The organism is Cellulophaga fucicola (assembly GCF_900119145.1).
GTDB classification, from domain to species: Bacteria; Bacteroidota; Bacteroidia; order Flavobacteriales; family Flavobacteriaceae; genus Cellulophaga; species Cellulophaga fucicola.
In genome coordinates this window covers 209,662-226,880 of record NZ_FPIY01000004.1, presented here as the reverse complement: position 1 = coordinate 226,880, position 17,219 = coordinate 209,662, and the positions used below count along the sequence as shown (strand labels likewise).

The following is a 17,219-nucleotide window of genomic DNA, read 5'->3' as shown; positions in this document are numbered from 1 at the left end:
CTAATTAGTTACATCTTTTCTTTTCAGATTTTTTTATAAAATTTTTTGAATTTTAGTATCCTTTTTTATTAAAATCCAATACGCATATTGCCAATAATAAGCGACCAAAAAAGGCCAAAATATATCATCATAAAACCAATTAAAAACACTAGGAATGACACTAGATGTTTCATCTTAAAACCATTAAAAATAAAAGTTAAAACCGTAAGGGTTACTAAAAATATTGTGTTGTATGGCCATTCAAATATTATATCTTCAGCTAAAGAAACTCCAAAAGTAAAAGAAATCCATAATGCTAATATAGGAACAGTTAAACAGATACTGGCTCTAAAAATAGGCCTCCTTATTTGCTGTTTAGAAAAAAATAGTACTCCTAGAATAAATATAAGACCTACTATAATACAAGAGTATCCAATTAATTTTTCCATTATTCTACTATTATTTCTCTATCAATGATATTCATACGAGATCAAATTCTGAGATATTCCAGTTACAAAAGTAGATATTATAAATGCTTTCTATTACCCTGTTTTCAGTGTATTATAACGGTCTTGTATTAGCTAAGTAATGGACTTTGGGTTAAGCACAGTTAGTTAGTATCTGAATTAAATATTTGTTCTAAATTTATCGTATCAAATCCTTCAAAAGAATAGTCCATTTCTGTGTATATTGTTTCTAATAAAGGTAATTTTAAAACCGTTTTTAATGGAGCCAAAAGTGTATAAGAATTATCTTGGTCTTTCCAAATTTGAAGCATAGAATTGTTGTCAAGGATTTTTATTTCATAAAACTTGTTCTCCCCTAAATGATAAATAAAAGTTTCATTTTTTGTTTTTTCAATTTTAGAAAAATAGCTTACATCAATTCCATCCATATATGTAAAAGTTATGGCGTTATTATTTAAATAAATGGGATAATAAATACCTCCAGAATTAATAATAGGATTATCCTTATAAGAATTAATCCTAAAATATGTGTTCTCTAGTAATTTGTATGTGTTTTCTGTTTTATTCTTTAAGTCATTTTTATAAACATATTCACCATTTTCTATTTCATTTTTTAGGGAAGACAACGTATAAGAATGCATCATTGATTTAAAATCTGTATTGTTTCTATAATCTATAACAGTGCAGTTTTCTTCTTGGTATTCGTCACTTCCTACTTTTCTATATTCTAATATTTGAACAGAATCATTTGATATAATTGCTTTTATTTCATCTGAAATAATATTGCTTTTTATTAATTTTAGTTCGGTTACATCTATTTTTTTTCTGTTTTTAAGATTTTCAATAAATATCCAATCTTGTTTATTTTCGATTATTTCTTGACTCTTTTTATCTTTTTTATTTTCAGTTTTACAATTAAAAAGTAAAGTCAATATTAAAAAATAAATTATTTTCTTCATTATTTTTTACGGTGTTAGCTTTATATCCAAAATCAAGTTCAAAACATTGATTTATTGAGTCAATTTTCCCTTATTATAAATTTCTAATACTCCAAATATTAGAATTATTTAAACCTAATGTTACCACCAACCTATATTCGTTAGTTTTTAATTTATATTCAATATCAAAAAAAGTTGGTTTATTTATAGACCTTCTTCCGTTTTGTAAAGCTAATTACAGCTAACGTTTAAACTATGGCAAGTAGGGTAGGGTAGGCAAAGAAACTTTTAGCTTGCTTTTCTTTTTTTTAGTTCTAAAGCGAAATCCCAAAGATTTCGCGACATTCTAAATGTACACAAACCTTACGGTTTTACCCTAAAGTCCGCATTACGTTTAGGCTTTGTTGGTAATAGTTTTATTTTACTTTTGTCGGATTAGTTTTAAAAACATAGACAAAAAGTATTGCAAAAATCACATACACTGCTGCGAGAGAAATGATAATTTCTGAATGTACTTGAATCTTAGAAGCAATTTTAACTAGTGCAATTGCCCCAACACCAAAATGCATTAGATTTCCAATTGCAATTGGTCTATTATAAATCCCCCCAATTAACGTTCCTTTAGCCATCGCATTTAGAATTCCAAAACCCATATATAATGCGCTCATTATTTTTACAAAAAGTATAGTAATAATATTTGGCTCAACATTTAGATATTCCAATATTTCATTTGGTAAAAAAGAAAGAAGGATTCCAATAATAGCCAAAAATAAAGCACTTGAGGTCATTAATATTTTAGTATTCATTTTATTGATTTAGAATTAATAACTAGTTAGTCGCCTTAAATTAAACATTGTTACTAATTATTGCCAACGTTTATGTATAAGATTAGTTGAGCTGTAAACAAGCGATAAGTTTTCGGATTAAACACAAGCCCAATATTTTTTTCCTTTTTTATGTAAAGCTAAATCAAAAGATTTGACGACTTTCTAAATAGACAATAGCCTTTCGGTTAAGTACTAATCGCCCAATTTGTTATATATAGTGTTGTAGCTAGCTTTTAATAGCCGCGATTTTGGCGAAGCAATTTTTTAATTTTTTCTTTATCATCATTAGATAAATCATTATGAGAAAAATATAGCGTTTTTAAATTTTTAAGTTTTGTTATAGATTTAGGAAGTGTTTTCAAAGGATTAAAATCTAAGTCAAGTGATTCTAATTTAGTTAAATTACCAATTGATTCTGGAAGAGTTGTTAAGTTATTAGCTTTTAGTCCTAAATGTTTTAGTTGTGTCATTTCACCAATTTCTTTAGGGATAATTTTTAATTTGTTACCTCCAATTTCAAGAACCTTAATTTTATTCATTTTGAATATAAAATCAGGAATCTTTTCAAATTTATTATGATGTAATCTTAAATATTCAAGATTTATTAATTTCGAAATGTCATTAGGTATCTTTTCAAGTCCTTTATCTCTTATTTGTAAACCTCTAACTTTTTCAGGGTTCTTTAAAGCTTCTTCTAATGAATAATATACTATTACAGAGCCTATTTCAGTATTTTCCCATAATTGATGGGTTTTTGTTTGAGAGTAAGTTTTTAAAAATAATCCTAGAAAAAATAGGATTAGTATCGTTAAATTTTTCATTTTTTTTAATTAGCTACGCGTTTGTGTATGGTTAGTTGCCTGGTTTAAACACTAAATTTAGCAAATAAAAATTAGATAAAATTTCAACGCTTCGGGATTGGTAAGTAGGCTAGAAGTAGCAATTACTTATAGCCATTATTCTGCTTTCGTTTTTTTATTCGGTTAACAATTTCAAATCCCAAATAATCTTTCAATTTCGGAAATTTGTATCTATAATATTCATTCCAATAGCTTATCATTCTACTTTCAGTCTGTTGCCAATATTTAGGGTTTTCAACTATAAAATCAACGTAATAATCCAGAGTGTTTTTGTCTATTTTTTTGTAAATAATAGGAAGCAATTCATAAACATATTCACCAATTAATTGAATTATAAATGGAACAGTCCACTTTTCTGAATTATCAGATATTAAATTCAGTCGTTTTTCTCTTAAATATCCATTGTGATGACGTAAATAAATACAATTTAAAATGTCTTTTTGTTTGTCAGTCAAAGATTTCTCTAATTCTGGATTTGGTTCGTTAAAGTAAAGCCTAGAAGGAATTATTAGGGTTTCGTTATTAAATTCAATATTCAATTCCGATTCGTGAATTAGATTGTCAACTTTATGAGTTTGGTCATCACATAATTTAACTAGATTCTTATCTAATGGTAAAATTTTCAAAACTTCATTCAAGTCCGAATACAATTCTTTTGGAAACGACTTTTTTAATCTTTCCTCATATTCAGACTTAATATTTCGCTTAAATATCTTTATCATTTCGGTTATCTCAAATCATGAAAAACGTTCATTATAAGAAGTGTAGGGCAGGTGATAAGCACTATCGTTTCGGTTTATTACTTAGCTAAATATAAATATTTTGCTTTTATTTTTTCTTCTATAAACGCCATATTTTATATTTAGCGGACTTTATTAATATTCACAGAATTTTCGGTTTAGCACAAACTCCCTATGTTTTTTATACCGTGTTAACTACCGTTTTTCTTTTTCAATCTGTTTAATTCGAATAATATTTTTTCTCTCTATTATTGTCAATAATTCATTCACATTTTTGTTTTGACCATAATACCAATCTTGATTAGAGAAATAATTATTCATTTTCCCACCTTCTTTAAATTTATAGCCGTACCTCGCAAATATTTCATTTCTCATTATATTAAGTTTGTCAATATTTAAGGAGTTTAAATAATTATAACTTAAAATACTTGTAGATGATTTAGGGTATTTCCCTTCGATATAAGTTTTGTTTTTATTTCCAATTTCTCCACCTTTTTCATTTTTTCCTCTATATTGGAATGTTAAATATTTTTCTAAATGTAATCCTTCTATAATTTCACCTTCATCATATGTCTTAAATTTAATAAATACTCCATTATATTGGTCCGAATAAAATTTAGAGTCATTAATTTTAACATTTGTAAAAGTTATATATTTTTTGTCCCACCCTTTTCCATTCCAGCTGATATATTTGTGCTGAGCAATAGTAATAGTATCATTTCCGAAAATTCTCAATTCAGATTCATTTTCAGAAAAACCAAATGAATAAGTTCCATAATATTTTTCTTTATCAGTTTTCCAAGTTTTAATGTTTTGTTGTTCTATGTCAACTAAATCCCCAGTTGTTTGACTAGAACCGATTAATGAACAAAAAAGAAATATTAATATGTTAGGGAGTTTGTTTTTCATATGGTAGTTAACGTTCATTATAAGAAGTGTAGGGCGGTTGATAAGCACTTTCGTTTCGATTTATTACTGAGCTAAATATAAATATTTTGCTTTTATCTTTTCTTCTATAAACGCCAAATTTTATATTTAGCGGACTTTGTTAATATTCACAGGCTTTTCGGTTTAGCACCAAAACCCATATTAATTATAGCAATTGTTGGCATTTCGTTATTTTATATTCAATGTTTTTATTAATCCGAAACATAGTTGGTCAATATTCCCCATTTTTTTATTAAATGCAGAAACATTGGATAGTATTATAATTCCATTTTTATTTTCTAAATCTAAAGCCATTGACGAAGTATAACCACCAGTTCCTCCATTATGCCAAATCAATTCGCCTCCGTTTTTTCTTTTTAAAATATGCCATCCAAGACCTATACTCATATTGTCATTTACTTTAAATGTAGGCTTTTGGGTTAGAGCTAATTCGCTATTCGTATTATCAAATTGAGCTAAACCAAATTTGGATAAATCTTCTACAGTAGAAAAAATCGCTCCACCACCAGCTAAAACATCAAAATCCCAGTTCGATGCCGTTTTTCCATTTGGTTTTAATCCTTTGACAAGTTTGTTTTCTACATTTTTTCTTGTACTAGTAGAGTTTATCATTTTGTACTTTGTAAATATTTTCTCTTGTAGTAGCGCTTCATAAGATGATTTTGAAATAGTAGCTAATTCAAATCCCAAAATTCCAGCACCAAGGTTAGAATATTCATATTTAATTCCAGGCTCTTGATTTAGTTTCACTTCTTTCGTTAAATAGCTTATGAGTTTTTCTTCGTCATAATCTTTATAAGGATTGTCTTGGTCTACAAGAAAAAGATTTAAATTAGAAGGTAATCTTGGTAGTCCAGATGTATGATTTGTAAGTTCCTTGAAAGTTATGCTGTTTTCAGATTTAATTTTAAAGTCAAGATAATCTTGGATATTGTCGTCTAATTTCAATTCTTTGTTGTTTACAAAATTTGACAACAAGGTTGCTGTAAATACTTTAGTTATAGAACCTATTTCAAAAGTATTCTTCCGATTTTCTATTAACTTAATTGTGTCATTTCTTCTTTCAACTCCAATAAAGTCAATTTTTCCATTTTTAATTAAAGCAATCGAAAGTTGAGTTCCGTTTGGAAATGATTTGGTGTTATCAAATAGAAGTTCAGACTGTTTTTTGGTAATTCCGTTATTTATGACTTCAATCCCATTTTCAGCAACGGTTGTTTGTCCATTAGAACAACTCGAAAGTGCAAGTCCAATTAATGCTTTTAAATATTTTTTCATTCGTTTTTTTATAATGAATGCCAACGGTTAGTATAAGAAACGTAGGGCAATAAATAAGCACTTTCGTTTCGGTTTATTACTTAGCTAAATATAAATATTTTGCTTTTATTTTCTTGTTCTAAATGCCTCCCAACGCTTCGGGATTGGTAAATAGGCTTTTACTAGCAATGAATTTTATGCGTTGTTATGCGTAGTTTTTTAATTCTCGTAATATTCTTTTAAGATAATGTTTTTGTTCTTTGTTAATTTTTTCAATTCACTTAAAATATAATATCTGTGCATAAATCCACAGAGAACAACAATTCGTTTGCCTTTGTTCTGTTCAGAAATTCTCATTATATTTTTTGCCATTGTTTTATTTCTTAAATCCCAAAAATCACCAGCCAACTTAAACCCATCTCGGTAACTTATTTTTTCTCCATTTGGTTTGGTATAATATTGATTCTCAAACTCATCTCTTTTATCGGTTATTTTCCTCAACATTTTATACTGATAATATTGTCTTTCTGCGCAAATGCTATCCGTTGTAGAGTTGTTAAAGTTTTCAGGGGATTTAGATGCTAATATTATTAATGGTTCTAAGAGAGCTTTGTATTTATTATCAATTTTAGCTTCTGTATTAGATAATAAACCAACATTGTTTAAACTATCTATAAGTTTTGTTGTTAAACCGTCTGTAGGTCGTGAGCCAGTATTTATCCTATATTCATTTCTACCTTCAAATTCATATGGTCTCAATTTAGTTGTCGGGTATTTTTCAATATATTTTTCAGATGCCATACGCTCATTACTATCTGAAACATTTTTGTGTCTAAAATTGGAAGTAAAGAAAGAAGAGTCTAGTTCTTCTAATATAAAATGGGGTTGTACATCTTCTAGTATATTAAAGAGAATCTCAGAGTTAAAATTAGATTCTGGTTTATGAAGTGTTCCAATAACAATTATTTCAGTTGACTTTTCAGTTTTACAAGATAAAATTGTTATTAAAATCAGTAATAATAGTATTGGTTTATTCATTTTTTAATTAAGGCTAACTGGTCTTGTGTATTAAACGTAGCGTATAAATAAACACAGACCTTTCGGTTAAGCACAAACGGTTTATGATTTTTATTCTTTGTTGGCAATAGTTTTTAATCAATCAAAGTTTCCTTTTCTAGTTCCAAAGATTGTACATCTCCATTTCTTGAATAATTAATATTGATTAAGTCCATTTTCTTAATTGGATTGTTTAAAAGAAAATCACAAGCATCTTTCGATATTAATTCTCGAAAATTAAAATCATTTACTGTTATTATTTCATCGCCTAACTGAAGTCCTTTTTTTTCAGCGTTAGAATTTTTATAGATGATTGCTATAATTGCTTTTTGACCATTCACACTAGTTTGAAAACCAAAATTTTCCAATATTGTACTGATGGATTCTTTTTGCGTTATCATATATATCTTATTCTCATCATAACTTATAATAATCTTAAAATTTTTAAGGAATTGGTTGCCAACTGTTGGAAAATTTTCATTAAAAGTGACAATCTTATTTTGAAGATGTAAGCCGCCAATTTCAATGGAGTTTACCTTTGAATCTACATAGTTTTTATTTTCGCCTTTGCCATAAATTGCAGCAGCCGCCTTACCATAATATTCAACACTTTTATTGTCATCAAGAACACTTGAATAAAAATTCAATGGTAATTTAATTCCACCATTAGAACCAGTATCAAACTTTACACCTTTTCTTTTCTTCTTATTTACTGTAACATCTATGCTAGGCGAATAGTATCCCTTTTTTTTATTTGTTTTGAACTTGATAATAGCAGCGTTTTCGGGAATTTTAAAATTATCAATATTATCAGTTAAGCGAATTACTTTATTTTCATAATCTATTTCCCAAATGGCATTTTTGATTAAATTATTTCCAATTACGCCATCCAGATTCAAACAACCAATTTCAAAACCAGTACTTAAATCAGTTGAAAGGGCTTCAATTTGTTTAAAACCAATCTCTCCAATACTAATTTCATCAACCATCACATAACTTTCCTCTTTTTTGTTACCATTAACATCCATTCCCATTACAGTACGAATACTTTTTAGTTTAAGCTCTTTAGTTATGTTTTCTGAAAGAACAGTTGGCATTCCTGTATCAAATAGGAAGTTGTATTCTATATCATTAATTGAGGCTTTAATAATTGGTACTCCGTAATCAAAATTGAATGGAATCTCTTTGATATATTGATTTTCAATAAGCTCTTTTTTTGTAATAAAACTAGATGATACAAAAATTAATACTAGATAAGTACATAATTTCTTCATAGGTTTTTTGTTTCTTTTAAATTATTTCCAACGTTGCCGTATAAGAAACGTAGGGCAGTAAATAAGCGATGTCTTTTCAGTTTATTACTTAGCTAAATATAAAAATTTAATATTTAATAGTCATTTTAAATTTATCTTCAAAATCAACAGGATTACCATTTATTCTAGCAGGTGTTCTTACATTATTGTTCATTGATTTTATTATTTCAGAAAAATGATTATCAATTACAGCATTTTCGCTCGATGATGATAGTATTTCATAAACACCTTCTTTACTTATTTTATATTCTATTATTATGCGAATTGATTTCTTCTCATTGTCGCGATTACTATTTATTAGATCAAAATCCATTTTTCTTCTAATATTTTTTTCAAATCGATTTTTATAATCATTATAAATTTTAACTTTATCATATTTCCCTTCTTTTAGAAGCCATTGCATTCCATGAAATAAGGGCAGTTCATCATATTTATCAATTACATTGTTTAATGATTTACCATACTTAATAAGCATTTTATTATATTCTATTTGATTAATATTCTCGACGTATTGATTGATATTAATTTCGCTTAAATTGCTTAATTTGCTTAGTTCTTGAGTTTTTTTATCAATTGTGTTAATTTCTTCAATATTATCTGTTACCGCGATTGAACTAATTTCTTCTGTCTCACCTTGCGAGGCAAAATTCCATAAAGTAAATCGAACGATGGATATAAAAGTTTTACCGTCTAAATTTTCTGGACGAATAAATTTTATAATATTACTTTTTTTAATATCAAATTGATACTTTTTTACAGTATACATATTTTTCTCAATTTCCAGAGTTTTTTCTGAATTTCTGAAAATCTGGCAATAAAGAACATTGTACTCCGCTTTTCCACCGCGATTACCTGATAATATATCGTTTTTTCCCTTAGGATAAATTAAGTGATATTTCCAAGCAAAATCGTCTTCGTAAGAATTGGCTTCATTTTTTTTTAAACGAAGTAATTTCTCTTCATTTCTTTTTTGTTCATATTCTCTTGATTTTTCCTTTTTTCTTTCATCAGCTATTTCTTGAACTCTTTGGTATTCTCTATCTTCTTGTAAGTCAGAGCGTTCTCTTTGGTAATAGGCAAATTCTTCAAGGGTTGTGTTTAATTTTTTTTTAGCGTTTTCAAAATCATTATTAGATTTTTTTACTTGTTTGTTTAAATTCTCCAAATACCTTGAATTAGTATTTGTTGAAGTATTGCTATTAATGGTAATATTTCTAGATGAAGAATTAGTGTTATTTTCATTATTATTTTTCTTTATAACAGAATTATTTCTTTCTGAATTAGAGTTATTTTGATTGTGAGACATTTTATCAAGAAAATTCTGAATTGTTCTTTCTGTAGATGCGTTACGAGAACTTGTAATTTGAATACTACTAATTTGATAATCTTGAAGTCTATGTGGTGTAGATTTTTCCCCACCGTGACCATCAAAATTAACTCCAGAGTACCTTGTGAAATTACCGCTTTTATTAAATCCGTTTACAAACACAACACGTGCATCAATAGCGTCTGGTAAATTTATTTTTGGATTTTTACCACTATAGTCATTATAAGGATAAATTTTATTTTTGTAAGCATAACCTGTAGCGTTTAGTTTACCGTCTATTGTGACAGATCCTATTATTTTCCATGATTTATCTTCCTTTTTAGCTCCGTCAGAATTATCCCATTTGTAGGTATTACTAACTTTGCACTCAAAAACGATATTATTTAATATTGCTCCATCTTTATTAATATTTCCATAGCTAGAAACAGTAAACGTATCGTTGAAGTTTTGTGCTATTCCTGCTGTTGAAATAAGCATTGTTAGGATTAGTAGTTTGATAAAATTTAAATGCATATTATTTATTTTTTAATTAATATTCACTTTGAATGTAATTTTAGTAATTATTTTAATTTTATTAAAAAACATTTTACATTCCTCAATTTGAGTTCGTTGCTCAATGAGTGCCAACGTTCAGTATAAGAAATCGTAGGGCAGGTGATAAGCACTTTCGTTTCGGTTTATTACTTAGCTAAATATAAATATTTTGCTTTTTATCTTTTCTACTATAAACGCCAAATTTTATGTTTAGCGGACTTTGTTAATATTCACAGACTTTTTAATTAAGCACAAACGCTCTATGTTTTTTATACCTTGTTAGCAAATGTTATCCTTGTCGTAATACAAATTATACCAACAAAACCAACATTGTTTAGTTGGTATCATTTCGATTAATTTTGGTTGTATATTCTATCTGTTTCCAAATTAAAAAAAACCGATTTAATTTAACCTAAAGTATTTTTCTATAACAGGAAAATTATCTTTCTTGTATATATGGTATTGGGTCTTGTTAATCTTTATTTTTAAGGTGTCAACAGTTCTCTTAGGGATACTAAATGATACTTGATCGTTATGTTTAGTAAGGTATATAGTATCTCTTTTAGGTATCTGTTCTATAAGTTTATCTGTTAAACTTATATTAGAGTATTTTAAGATGCTATATAATTCAAGGTTTTTGAACTGTTTAGGGTAATAACAAGTTGTTATACTGTATAGGTTGTTGTTAGATTTTCTATTAAAGCAATTCGAACTGTTTTCTTTCTTTCCTTTAATTGATTTGTTTTCTGATAACTCTTTTTTAAACTCTTGGTAAGATTGGTATAGCGAATCTGTTTTTTGACTTTCATATAGCGCTGTTTTTGTAAAGTTGACAAACTCTTTTTTAGAATAGTATGAATAGCCTTTATTAGAAATAAGTTCTGAATAAATTAAGTATTCCCCCTTTTCTAAACCTTTTATTATTGGAGAATCATATATCATATTATTTTCAACCCAGAAGTCATCAACAATATGAGTAAAATAACTGTCTCCTAAAATATCATCATCATTAGGTTCAAGAACATTAAAAAAGGCATTTGATATTTCTTTTTTAAAGACCTCATCTTTATCATTTACATAATAAAAAATAAAAGAAGATTCATTGGTATTTATAGGGTAATTGGTAGTATTCTTTATATATGGCATATACTGAAATTGCTGTAAAGAACCTTCTTTATTATAATATCTAATTCCAGTATTTATTTGTAAATCTTTTGAAGTTGGGTAGATAGAGTCATATTTTACTTTCAATGTTAAAAGTTTTTTATTCTTAGTTCTATTATGTGGTTTTAAGTAGTTTAAAATCTCTTTTTCAGAAAAAAAGACTTGTTCTTGTTCTCCATCAAAATAACTCAACTTAGCGTAAACAACATATTTACCTTCCTGCAATCCTTTAGGGAATAACCGAAGATTTTCGCTTTCCCATCCATTCTGATAGTCCCAGTTTATAGCATGATATCCATCATTCAAGTCATAGACAATAGAATTATCATCAAAAGGGTCAGATGATTTTGGTTCTAGTAGTAGAAAATTATGTTCAAAAATAGTTTGTGTTAAAACTTTGTTCTTTTCGGATACAAAAAAATATTCAAGTTTAGTATCAGGTAATATCACAGAGGTGTCCATATTGTTGTTAATGGTACCAGTATGTAGTTCCAATTCATGATGTAGATTAATTCCGAAATTAAAACTAATAGGTTGTGATGTAGGAAATGTAGATTCGTAAATATCTTTTAATTCTTCTAATGAATTTAATGGCGCTGAAGGAAGTTCAAGACTAGTATTTGCAATTTGGGTGCTTTTATAAACAATAGGTTCAGTACTACCATCCCAAAAGCATTTTTTAGTATCCCAAAATCCTTCGAATCCAATATAATCTTCATACTCTTCAGAATAAGGTGTTACACGAATAATATTTAAATTATTAATAGTTTGCTTTACTTTATTTTGAATGATGTTTGAAAGTGTATAAAAATAAGGAGAAACTCGAACGCTGTTGGTTCCTTCAGTTTCATTATCAATCTCTATTTTTATCATTTTTTCTTTTGAAAAAATATAGATAGTTGTCGTTTCAGTATTATACTTTATAATTCTTTCTTGAGTAAAAATTATTGGAGTTATAATACCGTTATCGTCTACCGTATCAAAGTTGCAAACTTTGTTTAAAAATTTATATTTTACGTCGTATTTACTATAAATTTGAGAATTTTCTGAGAACTTATTAATTACCTCGTAATTGTTATTAGAATTTTCATCAATATTAAGTTTTTTTAATAAATAAAAGTTGATACGAGAGTTAGGGAAATTAGGACTTTCGGGTATTGCCTTATCTTCAGTAAAAACAGCAAAGTATTCTTCGTCTAAACTTGTGTATTTTTCAATTCTTGTAATCGGTAAAAAAATATTTAAATTCCTTTTATCGTTTTCAGTAATAATATCTGAAAACTTATTAAAGTCTATTGTGCTAAATATATTTTGTAAGGGCTTATCGTTATTTGGTAACTCAGCTTCTTTTTTAACGATTACTGAATCATTAGGTGTAGGTTCTGTAATTACAGGCGTAACATGCTTAGTTTCCTTTTTAAAATCACAACTAAAAAAAAGACTAGTACATAAAAAAGTAAAAGCATAAAGTATTATTTTTCTCCTCATAATGTTAAGATCAATTTTTTCTAAATGTAGTATTTATTTTCACTATTCGTAGTTATCTGTTTTATATTTATGAAGAGTACTAATGAATTTATCAGAAACAAACTGTGAGCGAATAATTTTATAGTTTAAGTATTTTAAAATAAATATTAAGTAATAATAATATCAAATTATATTTAAAATTCATTTCCTAAATAATAGCTAACGTGTTTGTATGTGGTTTGTTACGTGTTTAAGCACTAAAGTTAGCAAATACAAACCGAATAGAAAATCCGCGAGTCCCAACGCTTCGAGATTTGTAAATTGTAGAGGACTAAGCCTTTGCTATTGCAAAATCAGGACTAATATATGATGATTCTTATAGAAGTACTTTAGTTAAAAATTAATGAGTTTTTACTTGTTTTTTACCTCAGTTCTTTGTTGTAACCAGTTTTATCTGTTTCTTATTGTCATTTCATTTCTAGTAATAAAGCCATCATTGTTTTTATCTCTTTTTAGAAAATTCTCTTTCAATTTCCCTTTGGCTTCATATTTTGAAATTTTCCCGTCATTGTTTGTATCCATTTTTTTAAATAATTGAGATGCATCTTGAGGTTTTCTGTTGTTTGAAGTATCTGTTGTGTCTTGACTAGACTTACAAGCTGTAAAAGCTATTACTAAACTTGTAGATACTAAAATTTTGAATTGTTTTTTCATTGTTTTTTATTATTTATCGTTTTCTTCTATTCATTTCATTTTCTGTAATAAATCCATCTTTATTACTATCTCTATTTTTAAAGTTCTCCTTTAATTTTCCTTTAGCTTCAGCTTCTGATATTTTTCCATCATTATTTGAATCCATTTTTTTGAGCATATTAGTAAAGTTTGGAGTCGTGATGGCTCCTTGATTTTCTCTTGGTTTTTGTTGACTTTGTTGTGGTTTGTTTTGCTTTTCTGGAGCTTTACTTTTTCCTCCACCAATTTTAAAATCACTACTTGGTGTTCCCATAAAACATCTACTAGCAGAAGGGAATTCATCTGAAACGATATAATAATAGGTTCCGTTTGGGAATTCTGGTGTTACGCCTGTTCTTGCATTACAAGTATCTAAATCACCATAATTCTTTTGAAATTCATAATCACGTACAAATTTACCAGAATAGGTTCCGTTTGGTGCAGAAACTCCATTTCCTGGTCTTTCGCCTTGTTTTAAAGTATAACTAGATTTTAACTGAATAACGCCACTATTGGCGTCCATAGGATCTTTATATCCCATTTTATAATACATAGGAAATCCGTCTGCTGCCCAACCTACTAAAGTCATTTTGGTTTTATCAAAACCTTCTACCAATCCTGTTGGTGTTCCATGGTAATGATATTCACCATTGGGCTGAACGTGTGCATTGTTATAATCTTCACCTAGGTTTACTTCATCACTTAAAGGTTCAAGTGTCCATTCGTAATTAGGTTCGTTTGTTTCTGTATTTCTGAAATATTCGTTGGCAGAAGGTTCAAATTTTACACCATTTATAGCAACACCAAATACATAACTTGGTCTTCCGCTATCAATGGTTAAATCATAAACATAAGTGATTTTATTCGCTAGTTCTGGTGTTAAATCAATAGTATAAACTTTGTTTTGCTCTGTAATCGTGTTTGGATTTCCTCTTGTAGGGAATTCACCAACTGTATGATTTGGAATGGCGTTAGATTTTATAATACGAACATCATTCTGTTTGTCTTCTGTTATCGAAACTTTGTTTTGAAGTGATAGTTTTTTCTTGGCAGAATTTGTGATTTCTGGTAAATGTTCATTATTATGTGAGTGTGTTACACCATCATGACTATGCATTCCTTCTTCTAAAGGTAAAACCATCAAGTCATAAGCATATAAAACTTCTCCAATGTAGTTTTTACGTATTTCAGTAGTTGTCGCTTGTTCATCAATATTGGTAAAGTTGAAATGTGTTAACACTAAATTTTTAACATTAGCTTCTTTAGCCATTTGTGAACTTTCGGATAAATTTACGTGTGCTTGTTCTTTATTTTTAGCCCCACTTTTATGCTGATTATTTCTTGCTTTCCTTTGTTTTCCTAATTCAATAACACCTCCTGAATCCATTATTAAATAATCTGCATTGTTTGCTAAAATAGGTAATGACTCAGAATATGTTAAGTCTCCAGAAATCACGATAGATTGATTTCCAGCATCAAAACGATAGGCATTTGTGGCAATTGTATGGTTTACTGGCGTGTATGATATTTTTATGTCTCCAATATAGAAAGAATTACTTCCTATCAAGTTTTTAGCAACATAGTTGGACTTTACACTTTTTAAACTTCTTCCAGATTTTGATAATCTATACTCAATGTCTTCTTCATAAATATCAAGAATATTAGCAATGATTGAAGTAGTATGTTTTGGACCCGCAATAGTTGTTTTATTTCCGCCTAGTAGCGATTGAATAAAAATAGGAGCAAATTCTTCGTTATGGTCTAAATGATGATGTGTAAAAAGTAATCCATCTAGGTCTTTAATCTTTAGGCGTAATTTATTCAGATTGTCTTGTGCACCATTTCCCATATCTACTAATATTTTAGTGTTTTTATATGATATTAATACAGAAGGACCAGAACGTTCTGTATTAAATTTTGGCGAGCCAGAACCTATTATTGTTGCTGTTAAACCTTGGTTTTTCTCCTGAGAACAAACTGTAAGTTGTATGCTTAAAATAAGTATTATTAGTGTTAAATGTTTTTTCATTTTTAGATTTTTTGCAAAAATAAAACACAGATTAAACTTAGTTTAACCTGTGTTTATAATTGTTATATTTTTTAAGAATATCTTACAACTTTATAAGCATTTCTTCCTTTAACTATAACTTTAGTATATAATACATTATTATGTTTTATATAACGAGATTTGTTTACAACTACTTTTTTGGCATTTTTTGATAACTGATAAACTATAGATCCAATAGTTGGTTTAATAACTTTTTTAGGTGTTTTAACATAAACAACTATATGTTTTTTTTGAGAAAAACCATTTGTAGTGAATCCTATCATAATAACAAGTGCAAACATAAATTTAAGTGTCGTTTTCATAATTATTTTATTTTTAAGGTTCATATACATCTTTGATTGTAATAAATTAAAAAGGTTTAATTTGAGGTAGGGTTTTAATTGGTTACAACGGGTTAGTTATGAACAGTACGGGAGCAAACTGGCGTTTACTTTCCGCCACGCACATAGCGAAATCTTTTGGTTTTGTTTTTTCTTTTTTCTCGTCAAAAGCGAAATCCCAAAGATTTCGCGACACCATAAATATAGGCAAACCTTTCGATTAAGCGCGAAACCCGTATTGTTTATAGGTGTTGTTGTAACACGTTTTATTCCGTCTTGATATATATCTTTTTATAATCCTCTTGATTATCGATTAATTCATTCTTTGAATTTAAAAAGAGAACGAAACTGCCGATGGACGTTTTATAATCGTTTATAGTGTCCATACTTGGCCAATGCTGTGAACCAAAATAGCGGAAGAATATAGCACTATCTTTGGCCATTGTAAACTTGCCTTTTTCAGTAATAGTGTCTTTCTCATAATTTATAAAAGTGCGTTTCCAAACGTTATTTTTATAAAAATGAATTTTACTATAAGAAGTTGAGTTCTTTGATTCCCAAATACCCTCTAAATTTGATTCAGCACTTTCTCCCTTATATAAAATCGGTAATTCTATATCGTCTGTTTTTCCATTGGTGAAATAGTATTGTGTAAGCATACCATTATCAAATCCCAGAACGCCATATTCCTTATTAAATATTACCGGTCCCATTGCATCCATTATTGTTGGGTCAGAATGATATAATTCAAAACCAAAAATTACTGGAAATTTATCTGAGTCTATTTGATAAAATTCAGATGGTCCAGCAAAAAGGAGGTCAGAATTTTTTAAGTACCGAAAGCCTTTGTTTTTATTCGGGTCAGTTTTGTTTCTGTAACTATATGTTATGACACTATCTTTTTCCCGAATTGTCAATTCGTATTCAGATTCATAGATTAAAGAGTCAAGTTCAAAAACTGTTAAATTCCGCATTTCAATCCGTTCAGTTTCTTTCTCTTTAGACTCAGAACAGCTAAATGTTATCAAAATTAATAGTATGTAGATTTTATTTCTCAAATGTTTTACAACGTCTAGGCTAAGCGTAGTGCGGTAGTAAGGAAACTTTTCGTTTCCGTCTTCGCGCTAAGACAAAGCTTTTTGTTTGCGTTTATTTTTTTGTTTTTTAAAATGTCAAATCAAACAGATTTGACGACCTTATAAAATTACACAAGCTTTTCGAT

At 28.2% G+C, this 17,219-nt stretch carries 15 protein-coding genes; all 15 read right to left on the bottom strand.

Features of this window, described 5'->3' with window-relative positions; all coding sequences use genetic code 11:
• Positions 1 to 68: 68 nt before the first annotated feature.
• Positions 69 to 428 carry an O-antigen ligase family protein gene (locus BT107_RS14030; RefSeq protein WP_072304454.1) on the bottom strand — a complete coding sequence of 120 codons (360 nt, stop codon included), beginning with the start codon at positions 426 to 428 and terminating at the stop codon, positions 69 to 71.
• A gap of 161 nt (positions 429 to 589) precedes the next feature.
• Complete coding sequence (locus BT107_RS14025; protein WP_072304453.1) at positions 590 to 1,405, bottom strand: hypothetical protein; 816 nt, start codon at positions 1,403 to 1,405, stop codon at positions 590 to 592.
• Positions 1,406 to 1,800: 395 nt separating this feature from the next.
• Positions 1,801 to 2,190 (bottom strand): hypothetical protein, encoded by a 390-nt coding sequence (locus BT107_RS14020; protein WP_072304452.1) that lies wholly within the window; start codon positions 2,188 to 2,190, stop codon positions 1,801 to 1,803.
• Between the two features lie 254 nt (positions 2,191 to 2,444).
• Positions 2,445 to 3,032 carry a leucine-rich repeat domain-containing protein gene (locus BT107_RS14015; protein ID WP_072304451.1) on the bottom strand — a complete coding sequence of 196 codons (588 nt, stop codon included), beginning with the start codon at positions 3,030 to 3,032 and terminating at the stop codon, positions 2,445 to 2,447.
• Positions 3,033 to 3,154: 122 nt separating this feature from the next.
• Complete coding sequence (locus BT107_RS14010) at positions 3,155 to 3,793, bottom strand: hypothetical protein (RefSeq protein ID WP_072304450.1); 639 nt, start codon at positions 3,791 to 3,793, stop codon at positions 3,155 to 3,157.
• A gap of 213 nt (positions 3,794 to 4,006) precedes the next feature.
• Positions 4,007 to 4,720, bottom strand: a complete 714-nt coding sequence (locus BT107_RS14005) for a YARHG domain-containing protein (RefSeq protein WP_170854743.1) — start codon at positions 4,718 to 4,720, stop codon at positions 4,007 to 4,009.
• Between the two features lie 207 nt (positions 4,721 to 4,927).
• Positions 4,928 to 6,037, bottom strand: coding sequence for a serine hydrolase domain-containing protein (locus BT107_RS14000; RefSeq protein WP_072304448.1), 1,110 nt, complete (start codon positions 6,035 to 6,037; stop codon positions 4,928 to 4,930).
• Positions 6,038 to 6,235: 198 nt separating this feature from the next.
• Positions 6,236 to 7,054 (bottom strand): hypothetical protein, encoded by an 819-nt coding sequence (locus tag BT107_RS13995; protein ID WP_072304446.1) that lies wholly within the window; start codon positions 7,052 to 7,054, stop codon positions 6,236 to 6,238.
• Positions 7,055 to 7,167: 113 nt separating this feature from the next.
• Positions 7,168 to 8,346: an aspartyl protease family protein gene (locus BT107_RS13990; protein ID WP_072304445.1), complete on the bottom strand. Its 1,179-nt coding sequence runs from the start codon at positions 8,344 to 8,346 to the stop codon at positions 7,168 to 7,170.
• A 106-nt stretch (positions 8,347 to 8,452) separates the two neighbouring features.
• Positions 8,453 to 10,225 carry a hypothetical protein gene (locus BT107_RS13985; protein WP_170854742.1) on the bottom strand — a complete coding sequence of 591 codons (1,773 nt, stop codon included), beginning with the start codon at positions 10,223 to 10,225 and terminating at the stop codon, positions 8,453 to 8,455.
• Between the two features lie 423 nt (positions 10,226 to 10,648).
• Positions 10,649 to 12,898 (bottom strand): hypothetical protein, encoded by a 2,250-nt coding sequence (locus BT107_RS13980; RefSeq protein WP_072304443.1) that lies wholly within the window; start codon positions 12,896 to 12,898, stop codon positions 10,649 to 10,651.
• Positions 12,899 to 13,327: 429 nt separating this feature from the next.
• Positions 13,328 to 13,591: an EF-hand domain-containing protein gene (locus tag BT107_RS13975; RefSeq protein ID WP_072304442.1), complete on the bottom strand. Its 264-nt coding sequence runs from the start codon at positions 13,589 to 13,591 to the stop codon at positions 13,328 to 13,330.
• A gap of 13 nt (positions 13,592 to 13,604) precedes the next feature.
• Positions 13,605 to 15,638 carry a YHYH protein gene (locus BT107_RS17560; RefSeq protein WP_072304441.1) on the bottom strand — a complete coding sequence of 678 codons (2,034 nt, stop codon included), beginning with the start codon at positions 15,636 to 15,638 and terminating at the stop codon, positions 13,605 to 13,607.
• Between the two features lie 71 nt (positions 15,639 to 15,709).
• Complete coding sequence (locus BT107_RS13965) at positions 15,710 to 15,979, bottom strand: DUF6515 family protein (protein WP_139254328.1); 270 nt, start codon at positions 15,977 to 15,979, stop codon at positions 15,710 to 15,712.
• 284 nt (positions 15,980 to 16,263) lie between these two features.
• Positions 16,264 to 17,025 carry a hypothetical protein gene (locus tag BT107_RS13960; RefSeq protein WP_072304439.1) on the bottom strand — a complete coding sequence of 254 codons (762 nt, stop codon included), beginning with the start codon at positions 17,023 to 17,025 and terminating at the stop codon, positions 16,264 to 16,266.
• Between the last annotated feature and the right edge of the window lie 194 nt (positions 17,026 to 17,219).